Source organism: Paracoccus alcaliphilus (assembly GCF_028553725.1).
GTDB lineage: Bacteria > Pseudomonadota > Alphaproteobacteria > Rhodobacterales > Rhodobacteraceae > Paracoccus > Paracoccus alcaliphilus.
The window spans coordinates 119,346-134,576 of sequence record NZ_CP067124.1; the positions used below are offsets into that span (position 1 = coordinate 119,346).

At 65.7% G+C, this 15,231-nt stretch carries 15 protein-coding genes; 9 read left to right on the forward strand and 6 right to left on the reverse strand.

Annotated elements, in window-relative coordinates; all coding sequences use genetic code 11:
* Positions 1 to 26 precede the first annotated feature (26 nt).
* The 3 genes from cysT to JHW40_RS00640 are packed head-to-tail and all read left to right on the forward strand — an operon-like array spanning position 27 to position 2,485.
* Positions 27 to 881, forward strand: a complete 855-nt coding sequence (gene cysT, locus JHW40_RS00630; protein ID WP_090612540.1) for a sulfate ABC transporter permease subunit CysT — start codon at positions 27 to 29, stop codon at positions 879 to 881.
* On the forward strand, positions 874 to 1,740 hold the full coding sequence (cysW, locus tag JHW40_RS00635; RefSeq protein WP_090612438.1) for a sulfate ABC transporter permease subunit CysW: 867 nt from the start codon (positions 874 to 876) through the stop codon (positions 1,738 to 1,740). The genes cysT and cysW overlap by 8 nt, the downstream gene beginning before the upstream one ends.
* A 25-nt stretch (positions 1,741 to 1,765) precedes the next feature.
* A complete protein-coding gene (locus JHW40_RS00640) occupies positions 1,766 to 2,485 on the forward strand; it encodes a sulfate/molybdate ABC transporter ATP-binding protein (protein ID WP_090612441.1) in 720 nt (239 codons plus the stop codon).
* A gap of 47 nt (positions 2,486 to 2,532) precedes the next feature.
* Here JHW40_RS00640 and mnhG read toward each other — a convergent pair whose 3' ends face one another.
* From mnhG to JHW40_RS00670, 6 genes are read right to left on the reverse strand one after another with little or no spacing between them, the layout of a single operon-like run.
* Positions 2,533 to 3,027: a monovalent cation/H(+) antiporter subunit G gene (gene mnhG / locus JHW40_RS00645; RefSeq protein WP_090612443.1), complete on the reverse strand. Its 495-nt coding sequence runs from the start codon at positions 3,025 to 3,027 to the stop codon at positions 2,533 to 2,535.
* Complete coding sequence (locus tag JHW40_RS00650; RefSeq protein WP_090612446.1) at positions 3,024 to 3,308, reverse strand: K+/H+ antiporter subunit F; 285 nt, start codon at positions 3,306 to 3,308, stop codon at positions 3,024 to 3,026. Before JHW40_RS00650 ends, mnhG begins: the two co-directional genes overlap by 4 nt.
* Positions 3,305 to 3,793: a Na+/H+ antiporter subunit E gene (locus JHW40_RS00655; protein ID WP_090612449.1), complete on the reverse strand. Its 489-nt coding sequence runs from the start codon at positions 3,791 to 3,793 to the stop codon at positions 3,305 to 3,307. Before JHW40_RS00655 ends, JHW40_RS00650 begins: the two co-directional genes overlap by 4 nt.
* On the reverse strand, positions 3,790 to 5,487 hold the full coding sequence (locus tag JHW40_RS00660) for a monovalent cation/H+ antiporter subunit D (RefSeq protein ID WP_244519195.1): 1,698 nt from the start codon (positions 5,485 to 5,487) through the stop codon (positions 3,790 to 3,792). The genes JHW40_RS00655 and JHW40_RS00660 overlap by 4 nt, the downstream gene beginning before the upstream one ends.
* Positions 5,484 to 5,828 (reverse strand): Na+/H+ antiporter subunit C, encoded by a 345-nt coding sequence (locus JHW40_RS00665; RefSeq protein WP_090612451.1) that lies wholly within the window; start codon positions 5,826 to 5,828, stop codon positions 5,484 to 5,486. The genes JHW40_RS00660 and JHW40_RS00665 overlap by 4 nt, the downstream gene beginning before the upstream one ends.
* Entirely contained in the window at positions 5,828 to 8,734 is a 2,907-nt protein-coding gene (locus tag JHW40_RS00670; protein WP_090612454.1) for a monovalent cation/H+ antiporter subunit A, read from the reverse strand. Before JHW40_RS00670 ends, JHW40_RS00665 begins: the two co-directional genes overlap by 1 nt.
* A gap of 394 nt (positions 8,735 to 9,128) precedes the next feature.
* On the opposite strand from JHW40_RS00670, the gene JHW40_RS00675 reads away from it, so the two are divergent.
* From JHW40_RS00675 to JHW40_RS00700, 6 genes are all read left to right on the forward strand, one after another.
* Positions 9,129 to 10,049: a histone deacetylase family protein gene (locus tag JHW40_RS00675; RefSeq protein WP_090612456.1), complete on the forward strand. Its 921-nt coding sequence runs from the start codon at positions 9,129 to 9,131 to the stop codon at positions 10,047 to 10,049.
* Entirely contained in the window at positions 10,046 to 10,282 is a 237-nt protein-coding gene (locus tag JHW40_RS00680; RefSeq protein WP_090612459.1) for an exodeoxyribonuclease VII small subunit, read from the forward strand. Before JHW40_RS00675 ends, JHW40_RS00680 begins: the two co-directional genes overlap by 4 nt.
* Positions 10,283 to 11,146 carry a polyprenyl synthetase family protein gene (locus JHW40_RS00685; RefSeq protein ID WP_090612460.1) on the forward strand — a complete coding sequence of 288 codons (864 nt, stop codon included), beginning with the start codon at positions 10,283 to 10,285 and terminating at the stop codon, positions 11,144 to 11,146.
* Between the two features lie 34 nt (positions 11,147 to 11,180).
* Positions 11,181 to 13,109 (forward strand): 1-deoxy-D-xylulose-5-phosphate synthase, encoded by a 1,929-nt coding sequence (dxs, locus tag JHW40_RS00690; RefSeq protein WP_090612463.1) that lies wholly within the window; start codon positions 11,181 to 11,183, stop codon positions 13,107 to 13,109.
* A 143-nt stretch (positions 13,110 to 13,252) separates the two neighbouring features.
* Positions 13,253 to 14,071 carry a LysR family transcriptional regulator gene (locus tag JHW40_RS00695; protein ID WP_090612466.1) on the forward strand — a complete coding sequence of 273 codons (819 nt, stop codon included), beginning with the start codon at positions 13,253 to 13,255 and terminating at the stop codon, positions 14,069 to 14,071.
* Positions 14,072 to 14,312: 241 nt separating this feature from the next.
* Positions 14,313 to 15,149: a methylamine utilization protein MauF gene (locus JHW40_RS00700; RefSeq protein WP_090612470.1), complete on the forward strand. Its 837-nt coding sequence runs from the start codon at positions 14,313 to 14,315 to the stop codon at positions 15,147 to 15,149.
* The last annotated feature ends 82 nt before the right edge of the window (positions 15,150 to 15,231 follow it).

A 15,231-nucleotide genomic window follows, 5' to 3' on the forward strand; every position in this document is an offset into this window, starting at 1 on the left:
GCCAACCGCTGATCCACCGATCCCCGATGCCGGGCCTTGGCCTGTCGGCGGGGATCACCCTGACCATGCTGTCGCTGGTTGTGCTGCTGCCGATCGGTGCCCTGCTGTGGCAGGGCGCCAATTTCGGCCTGTCCAACATCTGGGCCACGGTGAACCGTCCCCGCGTCTGGGCGGCGCTTTACCTGTCCTTCCGGCTGTCGCTGTTCGCGGCGATCTTCAACCTGATCTTCGGGGTTCTGCTGGCATGGGTGCTGGTGCGCTATCGCTTTCCCGGTCGCCGGTTTCTGGATGCCGCCGTCGATCTGCCTTTCGCGCTGCCCACCGCCGTCGCAGGTATCGCCCTGACCGCGCTTTATGCGCCCAACGGCGTACTGGGCGGGTTTGCGCGTGACTGGATCGCACCCATCGGCAATGCCGTCTTCGGCCCCTTCGGCGCGCAGTTCAGCGGCAAGATCGCCTATACCCAGATCGGTATCTTCATCGCGCTGGTCTTTGTCGGGCTGCCCTTCGTGGCGCGCACCGTCCAGCCGGTGATCGAAGAGATCGAACGCGAGGTCGAGGAAGCCTCGGCCACGCTTGGCGCCGGTCGGCTTTACACCATCCGCCGGGTGATCCTGCCGATGCTGTCGCCCGCCGCGCTGACCGGCTTTGCGCTGGCGCTGGCGCGGGCGGTTGGGGAATACGGCTCGGTCATCTTCATCGCGGGCAACATCCCGATGCTGACCGAGATCGCACCGCTGCTGATCGTGATCCAGCTTGAGGAATTCAACTATGACGCCGCCGCCGCAATCGGCATCGCCATGCTGGTGATTTCCTTCGCCATGCTGCTGGCGATCAACCTGATCCAGATCTGGAGCCGTCGGAGAATCGGTCATGTCTGATACCACCGCCCATATCCCCTTCCGCGCCGCCACCGAGGAAACCCCGCTGGCCCGCCGTCTGCTGATCGGGCTGGGCGCGGGCGGGCTGGTCCTGCTGGTCTTTGCCCCGCTGATCGCGGTCTTTGCCGAGGCCCTGGCGCGCGGCTGGGGCGCGGCCGTCGCCAGTCTGGGCAATTCCGACGCGCAGGCGGCGATCCGGCTGACGCTGACCATCGCCGCGATCTCGGTGCCGCTGAACGCGGCCTTCGGCATCGCGGCGGCATGGTTCATCACCAAGTTCGACTTTCGCGGCAAGGCCTTCCTGATCACGCTGATCGACCTGCCCTTTTCGGTCAGTCCGGTGGTGGCCGGCCTGTGCATCGTGCTGCTGTTCGGCGCCAATTCCGCCATCGGCGGGGTGCTGGTCGCGAATGGCTGGCCGATCGTCTTTGCCCTGCCCGGCATCGTTCTGGCCACGGTCTTCGTCACCTTTCCCTTCGTCGCCCGGGAACTGATCCCGGTGATGATCGAACAGGGCCGCGCCGAGGAAGAGGCCGCCCTGACCCTTGGCGCCTCGGGCCGGCGGACCTTTCTGACCGTGACCCTGCCCAATATCCGTTGGGCGCTGCTGTACGGCGTCTTGCTGTGCAACGCGCGCGCAATGGGTGAATTCGGGGCGGTCGCCGTGGTCTCGGGCAAGATCCGTGGCCAGACCGCGACCATGCCGATCACCATCGAGATGCTTTACAACGAATATCTGTCGGTCGCCGCCTTCTCGCTGGCGGCGGTGCTGACCCTGCTGGCGCTGCTGACCCTGCTGCTGAAAACCGTGCTGGAACGTCATCAGGCAGGCCAGATCGCCGCCACCAACCGACACTGAAATCCGTCACCGACAGGAGGTGCGAATGCATATAGACATCGACGAAATCGCCAAGACCTTCGGCACGACCGCCGCGCTGCATCCGGTCTCGCTGGCGATCCCTTCGGGCGCGCTGGTGGCGTTGCTGGGTCCGTCGGGCTCGGGCAAGACAACGCTGCTGCGCATCCTTGGCGGGCTGGAATATCCCAGTTCGGGCCGGGTGCTGTTCAACGGTCAGGACGCCACGGGCATGAGCGTGCAGGAACGCCGCGCGGGCTTCGTGTTCCAGTCCTATGCGCTGTTCCGGCATATGACGGTGTTTGAAAACATCGCCTATGGGCTGAGGGCGCGGCCCCGCGCCACCCGCCCGCCACGGGCCGAAATCGCGCGGCGCGTCAACAAGCTGCTGGCGCTGATCCAGCTGCCCGATATCGGCACGCGCTATCCCACGCAGCTGTCGGGCGGCCAGCGTCAGCGGGTGGCTCTGGCCCGGGCGCTGGCGATCGAACCGCGGATGCTGTTGCTGGACGAACCCTTCGGCGCGCTGGATGCCAAGGTCCGCAAGGAATTGCGGCAAGGGCTGCGCGACATCCATGATGAGACCGGGCTGACCACGGTTTTCGTGACCCACGATCAGGACGAGGCGATGGAACTGGCCGATCTGGTCGTGGTCATGTCGATGGGCCGGATCGAGCAGATCGGACGCCCGCAGGACATCCGCGCCACCCCGGCCACGCCCTTCGTGCGCGAATTCATCACGCAATAGGCGGACCAGTCCGGCAAATGAAAGGGGCGCCCTGCGGCGCCCCTTTCTCATTTCCGTTCTGACGGCGTCTTTCCGGCTGAGTCATGTTCGCGCCGGATCTCGGCGCTTTCGGCCTGCGCCTCTTCCCCGGCGGGCAGCTTCATCTCGGGCTCTCCGGCGTCGTCAACCTCTTGCAGTTTGCCCTGACGACGCGCCGTCAGCACGTTCTCGGGCAGCAGAGGCGAGTTTTCGGACCGGTCGCGATGCAGCGCCGCGCGGCCCAGCAGAATCAGCGTGACCGGCGTCGTCAGCATGATGAAGGTGCCGATGATCAGTTCGTGAATGACGATCCGGTCCTCCAGCCAGCTGGCCAGCAGCATCGAGGCGATGATGATCCCCGCCGTGCCCCAGCTGGTGCCAAGCGTCGGCGCATGCAGGCGGTCATAGAAATTGCTCAGCCGCGCGAAACCCAGCGCGCCCAGCATCACCAGCGTGCTGCCCAGAACCACGAAAAACGCGATCAGGATCGCCAGCCAGATCGGGATGCCGTCCAGCGCGTTCATTCGATCACCTCGCCCCGGAACAGGAATTTCGCCATCGCCACGGTGGCGACAAAGCCCATGACGCCGATGACCATCGCCGCCTCGAAGAAGAACATCGAGCCAAGCCGCATCCCGGTGACCACGAACATCAGCATCGCCGTCGCATAAAGCGTATCCAGCGCCAGAACCCGATCCTGCGCGCGCGGTCCCCGCAGCAGCCGCAGCCCCGCCAGAACAGCCGCCAGACCCAGCGCAATCTGGGCGTAACCCAATGCGATATTCATGATCAGCGCGCTGCTCATTCAAAAATCTCCATCAGCATCGATTCATAGCGGTCGCGGATGATCTGCCGCCACTCTTCCTCGTCCAGCAGATCGAAGACATGCAGGATCAGCATGTTCCGTTCGGAATCGTAATCCAGCCATGCGGTGCCCGGCGTCGCGGTCACGATACAGGCCAGCACCGCCAGCCCGTTGGGATTGCGCAGTTCCAGCTCGATCAGGACAAAGCCCGAGGTCCGCTTGCCGTGGCGGCCATTGGTCAGGATCAGCCCCGCCACCGCGATGTTGGAACGGATGATGTCCCAGCCCACCACAAAGAACAGCCGCACGATCATGGTCCAGCGGCGCAGACGCAGCGGCACCGGTTGCAGCGCGGCCATCGCCCAGCCCGCCAGCACCGCCAGCCCGCCGCCCAGAACCACATGCCCCAGCGAAAAGCGGGTCAGCAGCAGCCACATCAGCAGCAGCATGAACGAGACCAGCGGATAGGGGATCAACCGGCTCATTCGCTGACCTCCCCTGCCTGAGCCGCGCCATTATCGCCGCCGACCTCCTCGACATCGGCCACGGCGGTATTGTCGGGGGCCTCGCCCGCGCGCGGTGCGGAAAAGACGCCATAGGCATAGGATCGCGGCATGTTCAGCGCCGAGGCGGTTTCCTCCATATAGCGCAGGCTGTCCTGCGCCTTGACGCTGAGCAGCAGAACCATCGCCATCAGCGCGATGACCGGCCCGACCTCTTGCGCGGGAACGCGCGGCGCCATCCCGTCCGAGGCCCAGAAGGACTGGATCCCGATCCGCGCCAGCCCGATCAGCGTGGCAAAGCCCGACACGATCAGCAGCCCGGCAAAGGCCCATGCCAGATTCGGCGGCAGGTTGGTCGCATCCAGCAGCGCCGAAATCATCGCCACCTTGCCGATGAACCCGGCCAGCGGCGGCGTGCCCGACAGCACCAGCACGCAAAAGACGAAACCGATGCCCAGAACCGTCATCGAACCGGGTATGGCAAAGCCGGGCTCTTCGGGGTCGTCCAGATCGGGCTCTTCCATGCCATAGGCGTCGGCGGTCAGCGCCAGCATCGCGGCGATGCCGCCGTCCTCTCGGCTCATCGGTTCGATCAGCAGGAACAGCGCACCGGTCGCAAGGGTCGAGCCGACCATGTAATACAGCGCCCCCGCCAGCATCGCCTGCCCGCCGCCCGCCTGCGCAAAGCCGGTGATGCCCAGCACGGTGCCCGACGAGATCAGCACCAGAAAGGCCGCCATCCGTCCAAGGCCCTGATTGGACAGCACACCGACCATGCCGAACAGGATCGTCGCCATGCCGCTGAAGATCAGCAGTTCCGCCCCGAACCCGGCCGAGGGGCCGGCGCCCTCGCCAAACAGCAGCATCGACAGCCGCAGGATCACATAGACCCCGACCTTGGTCATGATCGCGAACATCGCCCCCACCGGCGCGGCGGCGGCCATGTAGGTGGTGGGCAGCCAGAAGGACAGCGGCCAGCTGCCGCCCTTGATCAGGAAGGCCACGCTCAGCAGCGCGACACCGGCATGGAACAGCGGCCGGTCTCCCTCGGGGATGGATGAGACCAGATTGGCCAGATGCGCCATGTTCAGCGTGCCGGTGACGCCATAGATCAGGCTGACGCCCAGCAGGAACAGCAGCGATCCGGTCAGGTTGATGGCGATGTAATGCAGCCCCGCGCGGATGCGCAACTGCCCCGAGCCATGCAGCAGCAGGCCATAGGACGCCGCCAGCAGAACCTCGAAGAACACGAACAGGTTGAACAGGTCGCCGGTCAGGAAGGCCCCGTTCAGCCCCATCAGCAGGAACTGGAACAGCGAATGGAAATGCTGTCCCTGCCGCTGCCATCCGGCGGTGGCATAGATCAGCGCCGGAATCGCCAGCAGCGCCGTCAGCAGCAACATCACCGCCGCCAGCCGGTCGATGACCAGCACGATCCCCCAGGGCGCCATCCAGTCGCCCAGCAGATAAAAGCCCATCGCGCCGGTATCAGACAGCCCGGCATCCTTGGCCCGGTCCAGCAGCTGGATCGAAACGACCAGCAGCGCCGCCGCCGACAGCAGGCTGAGCCACATTTTGGCCTTCCGCTGCCGATCATCATACAGCAGCATCACCGCCCCGGCGATGAAAGGGATCAGGATCGGCGCGATGATCAGATGCGCGTTCATCTCGTTCATCTTTCGCGCTCCTGCCCGTCAACATGGTCGGTGCCGGTCGTCCCGCGAGAGGCGATCATCACCACCAGAAACAGCGCCGTGGTGGCAAAGCTGATGACGATGGCGGTCAGCACCAGCGCCTGCGGCAAGGGGTCGGTATAGGCGGCGGCATCGACAAAGCCGCCCTTGGGGATGATCGGCGGCGCGCCCGGGCGCAGCCGTCCCATCGAAAAGATGAACAGGTTGACCGCATAGGACAGAAGGCACAGCCCGATGATCACCTGAAAGGTGCGCGGACGCAGCAGCAGCCAGATCCCCGAAGCCGACATGATCCCGATCGCGGCGGACAGGACAAATTCCATCAGGCGGCCTCCCCTTCGGCTGCTTCGGCCTTGGCCTTGGCCTCTTCCTCTTCCTGTTCGCGCAGACGGGCGGCGCGCAGCGACTGGTGGGCGATGGCGATCAGCATCAGCACGGTCGCGCCCATGACCAGCGCAAAGACCCCGAGGTCAAAGGCCAGCGCCGAGGCGGCCGGAACATCACCGATCAGCGGGATGTTGATATATTGCGCATAGGCCGTCAGGAACGGATAGCCAAAGACCCATGCCGCCATCCCCGTGCCGCCCGCCATCAGCAGGCCGAAACCCATCCAGCGGATCGGCAGCACGGTGATGCGGGCCTCGACCCAGCGGACATTGGTGGCGATGTATTGCAGCAGAAAGGCGATGGCCATCGTCACGCCCGCGGCAAAGCCCCCGCCCGGCAGGTCGTGCCCGCGGAAGAAGAAATAGGCCGCGATCATGATCATCACCGGGAACATCCACAGCATGATCACCGAGGGCACATAAAGGTAGTCCTTGAAGGCCGCGCTGCTGGTGCGCTGTTGCTGTTCCGGCGCGGCGATGCTTTCGGACGAAGGGCGGAAACGACGCAGCAGGCTGTAGACGGTCAGCCCGACGATGGCCAGAACCGTGATCTCTCCGAAAGTGTCGAAGGCGCGGAAATCGACCAGGATGACGTTCACCACATTGGTGCCGCCGCCCTCGTAATAGGCATTGGTCAGGAACCAGTTGCCGACATTCGAGATGATCGGCCGGGTCATGATCGCATAGGCGATCCCGGCGATGCCCAGCCCCGATGCCGCCGCGATGACCAGATCGCGGATGCGGCGGGCCTTGGCGGGCAGCAGCTTGTCCTCGGCGATTTCCTCGCGCCGTTTGGGCAGCCAGCGCAGACCCAGCAGCAGCAGCACCGTGGTCACGATCTCGACCAGCAACTGCGTCACGGCAAGGTCGGGGGCCGAGAACCACGCGAAGGTCATGCAGGTGATCAGCCCGGCCCCGCCCAGCAGCACCAGCGCCGCAAAGCGGTGATACTTGGCCTGCCACGCAGCCCCCATGGCGCAGGCAATCCCCACCGCCCACATCAGCGCGAAGCCCGGCGAAACGGGGTTCACATCGGACCCCAATGCGGCACCCGATCCGTGCCACAGCGCCGCCGCCGCCGCCGCGAAAGCCAGCAACACGACCAGCCGCAATTGCGGTTGCAGCTTTTCGGTGCCGATGATGGTGGACATGATGCGCGGCCATTTCCAGCTGAGCCGGAACATCAGCCAGTCATAGATCTTCTGCGCGCGGATCCGATACAGCAGCGGCGGCCCCTCGGGGCCTTCCGCGATCCGGCGCGCGAACAACAGATAGATGATGGCACCCGCGGCCAGCGCGATCATGCTCATGATCAGCGGCGCATTGACGCCGTGCCAGATGGCGATGTCGAAATGCGGCATATCCGGCCCCAGCACCGAACGCGCGGCGATATTCATCAGCGGCCCCAGCGTGAGCGCGGGCAGGATGCCGACCAGCAGGCAGATCAGCACCAACAGCTCGACCGGGCGGCGCATCCATGCGGGCGGCTCGTGCGGTTCTTTCGGCAGATCGACAGGCGCCGGGCCGAAGAACACCGTCAGGATGAAGCGCAGCGAATAGGCGACCGAGAAAATCCCGCCGATGGTGGCCAGCCAGGGCAGCGCACCATCCAGCCAGCTGCCGTTGTGCAGTTCGACCGCCTCGGCAAAGAACATCTCTTTCGACAGGAAACCGTTCAGCAGCGGCACCCCGGCCATGGCGGCGGCGGCGATGATCGCCAGCGTGCCGGTGATCGGCATCAGCCGCATCAGCCCCGACAGGCGGCGCATGTCGCGGGTCCCGGCCTCGTGGTCGATGATCCCCGCCGACATGAACAGCGAGGCCTTGAACACCGCGTGGTTGGCGATGTGGAAGATCGCGGCAAGGATTGCCGCCGGCCCGCCGATCCCGGCCAGCGTGGTGATCAGCCCCAGATGGCTGATGGTGGAATAGGCCAGCAGACCCTTGAGGTCGTGACGGAACAGCGCGATCACGGCGCCCATGACCATGGTGATGATGCCCGCGCCCGCCACCAGCAGGAACCACGCATCGGTTCCGCCCAGGGCCGGGGTAAAGCGCACCAGCAGAAACACCCCTGCCTTGACCATCGTGGCCGAATGCAGAAAGGCCGAAACCGGCGTCGGGGCGGCCATCGCGCCGGGCAGCCAGAAATGGAACGGGAACTGCGCGGATTTGGTGAAGGCACCCAGCAGGAACAGCCCCAGCACCACGGGATAGAGCGGATGCGCCCGGATCACGTCGCCCGAGGACAGCACCCGGTCCAGATCATAGCTGCCGACGATCTTGCCCAGGATCAGCATCGCCATCAGCAGGCTGAGCCCCCCCGCCGTCGTGACGATCAGCGCCGTGCGCGCGCCGTCGCGCGCCCCCGCGCTTTGATACCAATAGCCGATCAGCAGGAAGGAAATGACCGAGGTCAGCTCCCAATAGACCACCAGCATCAGGATATTGCCGGACACGAGCACGCCGACCATCGCGCCGGTAAAAGCCAGCAGCAGCGCATAGAAGCGCGGGACCGGATCGGATTTCGACAGGTAATAGCGCGCGTAAAGCACGATCAGCACGCCGATCCCCAGAACCAGCGTGACGAAGAACCATGCGAAGCCGTCGATCCGGTAGGACAGCGACAGCCCCAGCGAGGGCACCCAGTCCAGTGTGCCACGCACCACCTGACCGGCCGCGATCTCGTCGAAAACACCGGCAAGGATGATCAGCCCCAGCCCCATCGTGCAGGCGGCCAGCCAAGCGGCGGCATTTCGGGCATTCGATGGCAGGGTCGCGGCGGCGATCGCCCCGAGAAACGGCAGAAAGACAAGGATCAGAACCAGATTCTGTTCAGCCATGTCGTTGCCCGTCCCCCGTTTTACGTCGCATTCAGCCCGGCATCCCTGCCTCCATTATCCCCGACAGCAGCCCGGAATGCCGCAAAAGGGGGACCCTCTCGGCATCGCATTTGCAATCTGGAGAACTGCTATCCCAATGCCGGGCTGACCGCCTGTTTTCAACCCCCTTTTCCCGATTATTCCCGAGATTTGGCCAACATTTCTGTGTGCTGGTGCGCAAGCGCCGCAATCGGGGCTTGACAGTGGCAGAACCTGCGCGGGCTGGCAGGCCGGGGGCGCTTCGCCCCCCGGACCCCCAGAAGGTATTTTTCAGAAGTGCGAGGGGGTGGGGCCGCGGCTTGCGCAAGCCGGGCCACCGCCTTAGCCTGCGGGTCGAATGGCAAGGGAGGGCCGCATGACGACGGGTTTGTTCTGGCATCCGGCCGCGATCGGCCATCTGACACCACCGGGGCACCCCGAACAGATGGCGCGCGCAAAGGTGGTGGATGCGGCGTTGGAGGGTCTTGCGCTGGACCGGCGCGAGGCGCCGGTGGCCGAGGATGCCGAGATTTTGCGCTGCCATCCGCAATCATATCTGGACCGGATTCGCGAGGCCTCGCCGCAGCGCGGCTATGCGATGCTGGATGCCGATACGCATATGTCTCCGGGCAGTCTGGAGGCCGCGTTGCGGGCGGTGGGCGGTGCGGTGGCGGCGGTCGATGCCGTGCTGGCCGGGCAGATGGCCAATGCCTTCGTCGCCATGCGCCCGCCCGGCCACCATGCCGAACGCGAGACGCCGATGGGGTTCTGTCTGTTCGGCACGGTCGCCATTGCTGCCCGACGGGCGCTGGATCATCACGGGTTGCAGCGCGTGGCGGTGCTGGATTTCGACGTCCATCACGGCAATGGCACGCAGGATCTGCTGTGGGACGAATCGCGGGCAATGTTCGCGTCCAGCCATCAGATGCCGCTGTTTCCCGGCAGCGGCGGGGTGGCCGAGGCCGGCGCCCATCGCCAGATCGTGAACGTGCCGCTGTCACCGGGAACCGGCGGGGCCGAGGCACGGCGGGCATGGCAGGCGATCCTGACCCGCACCCTTGCCTTTCAGCCGCAACTGGTGATCGTTTCCGCGGGTTTCGACGCCCATGCCGATGATCCGCTGGCACAACTGAACTGGGACGAAAGCGATTTCACCGCCATCACCCGCGCCATCTGCGACATGGCGGCGGAATGCGGCGCCCCGGTGGTATCCTCTTTGGAAGGTGGCTATGATCTGGCAGCTTTGGGCCGGTCCGTCCGCGCCCATGTCGAAACGCTGATAGAGGCCGGAGCATGAGCGAGACCGAGAAGCTGTCCTTTGAAGAGGCGATGCGCGAATTGGAGGCGACCGTCGGCAAGCTGGAAACCGGCGAGGCGACGCTGGAGGAATCCATCGCGCTTTATGAACGCGGCGCCGCCCTGCGGCAGCATTGCGAGGCCCGTCTGCGCGAGGCCGAGGAGCGGGTCGAGAAGATCACCCTTGCCGCCAATGGCGAACCCACGGGCACGGAACCGGCCGAGGGGCTTTGAATGCAGCAGGCACTGGACGGCGTGAAGGCGCGGGTGCAGGTCGCGCTGGAATCGGCGATCGCGCAGCTGCCGGGCGGCGAATTGCGCCATGCCATGCTGTATGCTGCGACGGGTGGCAAGCGGCTGCGGGCCTTTCTGGTGCTGGAATCGGCGCGGCTGCATGGGGTGGCGGATGAGGCCGCCCTGCCCGTCGCGGCCGCGGTCGAGGCGCTGCATGCCTATAGCCTTGTCCATGACGATCTGCCCGCGATGGATGACGACGATTTGCGCCGGGGCCAGCCGACGGTGCATGTGAAATGGACGCAGGCGACCGCGATCCTTGCCGGTGATGCCTTGCAGACGCTGGCATTCGATCTGCTGACGCGGGACGAGATCGGCGATGCAGGCGCGCGGCTGCGGCTGATCCGCGCCTTTGCCCGCGCCGTGGGCGCCGGGGGCATGGTCTGGGGGCAGGCGCTGGACATCGCCGCCGAAAGCGCGTCCGAACCGCTGGATCTGGCCGCGATCACCCGCTTGCAGGGCGGCAAGACCGGCGCGCTGATCCGCTTTGCCGCCAGTGCCGGGCCGCTGATCGCGCATGCGGATACCGGGGCGCTGGACCGCTATGCCGATGCGCTGGGTCTGGCCTTCCAGATCACCGACGACATTCTGGACGTGACCGGAAACGAGGCCACCACCGGCAAGCGCGTCGGCAAGGATGGCGCGGCGGGCAAGGCCACCTTCGTGTCGTTGCTGGGGCTGAAAGGGGCGCAGGCCGAGGCGCAGCGCCTGTGCGATGTGGCCCAGCAGGCCCTTGCCCCCTATGGCGAGGATGCGGGAAACTTGCGCGCCCTTGCGCGTTTCGTTATCGAGCGCGACACTTGAAACGCCCGCCCCTGACATGCCCGGAGGGCCAGCCATGACCGACCTCGCCAAGACCGACCGGCCCCGGACCCCGGTTCTGGACCGCGTGACCCTGCCCTCGGACCTCAAGGGGCTGAGCGACCGCGAGCTGCGACAGCTGGCCGATGAGTTGCGGGCCGAGACGATCAGCGCGGTCAGCGTCACCGGCGGCCATCTGGGCGCGGGGCTGGGCGTGGTGGAACTGACTGTGGCGCTGCATGCGGTCTTCGAGACGCCGCGCGACAAGATCATCTGGGACGTGGGCCATCAGTGCTATCCGCACAAGATCCTGACCGGGCGGCGCGACCGTATCCGCACCCTGCGTATGGGCGGCGGGCTGGCCGGGTTCACCAAACGCGCGGAAAGCCCCTATGACCCCTTCGGCGCGGGCCATTCCAGCACCTCGATTTCCGCCGCGCTGGGTTTTGCCGTGGCGCGCGATCTGGGCGGCGATCCCGGAGATGCCATCGCGGTGATCGGCGACGGCGCCATGAGCGCGGGCATGGCCTTCGAGGCGATGAACAATGCCGGCCATCTGGGCAAGCGGCTGTTCGTGATCCTGAACGACAACGAGATGTCGATCGCGCCCCCCACCGGCGCGCTGTCCACCTATCTGACCCGGCTTTATACCGGCGGGCCGTTCCAGGAGCTGAAGGCCGCAGCCAAGGGCGCCGTCAGCCTGCTGCCATCGCCTATGCAAGAGGGCGCGCGCCGCGCAAAGGAAATGCTGAAGGGCATGGCCGTCGGCGGCACCCTGTTCGAGGAATTGGGATTCAGCTATATCGGCCCGGTCGATGGCCATGATCTGGACCAGTTGCTGCCGCTGCTGCGCACGGTCAGGGCGCGGGCCGACGGGCCGGTGTTGATCCATGCGGTGACGAAAAAGGGCAAGGGCTACGCGCCCGCCGAAAACGCCGATGATCGCGGCCATGCGCGGGGCCGCTTTGACGTGCTGACCGGCCAGCAGGCCAAGGCGAAATCCAACGCGCCCAGCTATACCTCGGTCTTTGCCCGCGCGCTGATCGACGAGGCCGGGCGCGACGACCGCATTCTGGGCATTACCGCCGCGATGCCCGACGGCACCGGCCTGAAACAGTTTGCCGAGCGTTTCCCGCGCCGCACCTTCGACGTGGGCATCGCCGAACAGCATGCCGTGACCTTTGCCGCCGGGCTGGCGGCGGGCGGGATGAAGCCCTTCTGCGCGCTCTATTCCACCTTCCTGCAACGCGGCTATGACCAGATCGTCCATGATGTGGCGGTGCAGGGCCTGCCGGTGCGTTTCGCCATCGACCGCGCCGGGCTGGTCGGGCAGGACGGCCCCACCCATGCCGGCGCCTATGACATCGCCTTCCTGTCGAACCTGCCCGGTTTCGTGGTCATGGCCGCCGCCGACGAGGCCGAGCTGGTCCATATGGTCGCCACCGCCGCCGCCCATGACGCAGGCCCCATCGCCTTCCGCTTTCCGCGTGGCGAAGGCACCGGGGTCGAGATGCCCGAGCGCGGGGAAATCCTGCCCATCGGCAGGGGCCGCATGATCGCCGAGGGCCATTCCGTCGCCATCCTGTCCTTCGGCACCCGCCTGTCCGAGGCGATGGCCGCCCGCGAATCCCTGTCGGCGCGCGGCATCTCTCCCACCATTGCCGACGCCCGTTTCGCCCGTCCGCTGGACCGCGACCTGATCCTGAAACTGGCGGCGGGCCATGACGCGCTGATCACGCTGGAGGAAGGCGCCGTCGGCGGTTTCGGCAGCCATGTCGCGCAACTTCTGGCGGATGAGGGCGTGTTTGATCGCGGGCTGGCCTTCCGTTCGATGGTGCTGCCGGACCGCTTCATCGACCATGACGCGCCCTATGCGATGTATGACGATTCGGCACTGAATGCCGCCCATATCGAGGCAAAGGTGCTGGAAGTCCTGAAGATCGGCCAGCTTGACCGCCGCGCCTAAGGGGCGTCGTTTCCCCGCGCCGGGGCAACCCTGATCGGCTGGTCATGGCCGCCCTGTGATGCGGTCTATTGACTATGGCACAGGTCGGATGGACGATCACCGACCACGCTGGTTAAGCGCCCCTTTCCGATGAGTCCAATGAGATGAACTGGGACGATCTGCGCATTGTTTCGACCGTCAGCAAGACGAACTCCTATTCCAAGGCCGCAAGACTGCTGCATATGGACGAAACCACCGTCAGCCGCCGCATTGCGCGGCTGGAAAGCAGCTTTGGTGTGACCCTGTTCGAGGCCGTGGACGGCAGACGCAACCCGACCGGCCCCTGCCGCGCCATCCTGCAACAGCTTTACGATGTCGAACAGACCGCCGACGATATCGAGCGGATGTTGCAGCGGCATGACTATTCCCGGCGGCGCCTGCGGCTGACGACCATTCCGGCCATCGCCGAACATTATCTGGCGCCGCATCTGCCTGCCCTGCTGAAGGAGCGGCCGGAACTGTCGCTCAGCCTCGACACATCGGATCAAAGTGTCGATATGTCCCGGTGGGAGGCCGATTTCGCCATCCGGCTCAGCCGTCCGCGACAGGGGGATTTCCTGATGCGCCGGATCGGAGAGATGAAGCTGTGCCTGATTCGCGGCCGCGACCCCGATCCGGTGCTGGTGGCCTATCCCCCGGTGCTGAGCGCCACGCCCGAAATGCGGCAGTTGCAACAGGTTCAGGGCGACAACCCGATCCGGCTGGAGACCATGAATCTCAGCATCATCTGTTCGGTCGTGGCCAGCGGACAGGCCACCGGCGTGATCCCCGAATTTCTGGCCCAGACGCTGGACCCGAATGCCCCGGTCGATATCACACCCCTGCCCGAATCGCGCGAAATCTGGATGTTGTCGCAGCCGCATCTGCGCAATGACAGCCTTGCCCGGCACATCTCGGACTGGTGCGCCGACCTGCTGGGTTGAGTTGCACTGCGCCCATCTCATACCAAAATATGAGTATCGAAATCCCCACCCCGGGCAAAACGTCGTAAAAATTTCACATATCCGTCAGTAACTTGGTGAAGGTCACCCGAATCCCCTGCATTTTTGCAGGGGGGGCTCGCGGATTTCCTGCCTTACCGCCTGTGACATCGCGTCGCACTGTCGCTGTGGTCCTGCCGCAACCGCAAGGAGAGGCGACCCACCAGACGAGAGGAGGCGTAAGGTGACCGCGATTAACGAAGTTCTGACACCGGAACGTTCCGAGGGCGTCAGCGACTGCATCGCCTTTACGGGCGGCGTATCACGGGGAATGCGGCTGGCATTACTGGCGGCCGGAGTTGTGCTGGGTGCCGCGGGCGGGTTCGCGCTGAAAGGCGTATCCGGCGGGGCGCCGGTCGGGGCAATGATCGGGCTGGCCGCCGTGGCGGGCGGCATCCTGTCCACATGGTCGCCCTGCGGCTATTCCTCGATTTCGCTGTTGCGACCCACGGGGCGCGGGGTGCGGGCGGTGCTGGGCTGGCTGCCCACCTTCGCGATGCACGGGCTGGGCTATGCGCTGGGGGCGATCATCCTTGGCACATTGCTGGGCGCGATCGGCGGCATCGCCGGGTTGTCGGGTCTTGCGACCACATTCGCGCTGGCCCTGCTGGCGGTGATCGGGCTGGCCTATGGCGCGCATCAGCTGGACCTGCTGCGCATGCCCTATCCGCAGCGGCGCGCGCAGGTGCCCCATGACGCACGCAACCGCTTTCCGAAATGGGTGATCGGCGGGCTTTACGGGCTGTCGCTGGGTCTGGATTACCTGACCTATGTGCAGACACCCCTGCTTTACATGATGACCGCCGCCGCGATCCTGACGGGTAATATCCCCGAAGCCATCGCGATCATCGCGCTGTTCAATCTGGGCCGCTATCTGCCCGTCGCGGTCAATCTGCTGCCGGTGACGGATTACCAGATCCAGGCGTGGCTGGGCCGCAACCAGCAGCGCGCCGCGATGGCCGACGGGGTCATCCTGTCGATGCTTGGCGCCGCCTTCGCCGTTCTTGCGCTGGCCGCCTGACACAGGCGCGGCCCGCTGACCAAATCCGGATTCTTCGACCGTTCGCCCGACCCGCAAGGCGTCGTCCGGCCTCGGTCGCCAT

What these genes read in the sequence shown, in the direction of transcription:
- cysT (WP_090612540.1), top strand. Translation starts at nt 27, where the DNA reads ATGCCGGGCCTTGGCCTGTCGGCGGGGATCACCCTGACCATGCTGTCG.
- cysW (WP_090612438.1), top strand. Translation starts at nt 874, where the DNA reads ATGTCTGATACCACCGCCCATATCCCCTTCCGCGCCGCCACCGAGGAA.
- JHW40_RS00640 (WP_090612441.1), top strand. Translation starts at nt 1,766, where the DNA reads ATGCATATAGACATCGACGAAATCGCCAAGACCTTCGGCACGACCGCC.
- mnhG (WP_090612443.1), bottom strand. Translation starts at nt 3,027, where the DNA reads ATGAACGCGCTGGACGGCATCCCGATCTGGCTGGCGATCCTGATCGCG.
- JHW40_RS00650 (WP_090612446.1), bottom strand. Translation starts at nt 3,308, where the DNA reads ATGAGCAGCGCGCTGATCATGAATATCGCATTGGGTTACGCCCAGATT.
- JHW40_RS00655 (WP_090612449.1), bottom strand. Translation starts at nt 3,793, where the DNA reads ATGAGCCGGTTGATCCCCTATCCGCTGGTCTCGTTCATGCTGCTGCTG.
- JHW40_RS00660 (WP_244519195.1), bottom strand. Translation starts at nt 5,487, where the DNA reads ATGAACGAGATGAACGCGCATCTGATCATCGCGCCGATCCTGATCCCT.
- JHW40_RS00665 (WP_090612451.1), bottom strand. Translation starts at nt 5,828, where the DNA reads ATGGAATTTGTCCTGTCCGCCGCGATCGGGATCATGTCGGCTTCGGGG.
- JHW40_RS00670 (WP_090612454.1), bottom strand. Translation starts at nt 8,734, where the DNA reads ATGGCTGAACAGAATCTGGTTCTGATCCTTGTCTTTCTGCCGTTTCTC.
- JHW40_RS00675 (WP_090612456.1), top strand. Translation starts at nt 9,129, where the DNA reads ATGACGACGGGTTTGTTCTGGCATCCGGCCGCGATCGGCCATCTGACA.
- JHW40_RS00680 (WP_090612459.1), top strand. Translation starts at nt 10,046, where the DNA reads ATGAGCGAGACCGAGAAGCTGTCCTTTGAAGAGGCGATGCGCGAATTG.
- JHW40_RS00685 (WP_090612460.1), top strand. Translation starts at nt 10,283, where the DNA reads ATGCAGCAGGCACTGGACGGCGTGAAGGCGCGGGTGCAGGTCGCGCTG.
- dxs (WP_090612463.1), top strand. Translation starts at nt 11,181, where the DNA reads ATGACCGACCTCGCCAAGACCGACCGGCCCCGGACCCCGGTTCTGGAC.
- JHW40_RS00695 (WP_090612466.1), top strand. Translation starts at nt 13,253, where the DNA reads ATGAACTGGGACGATCTGCGCATTGTTTCGACCGTCAGCAAGACGAAC.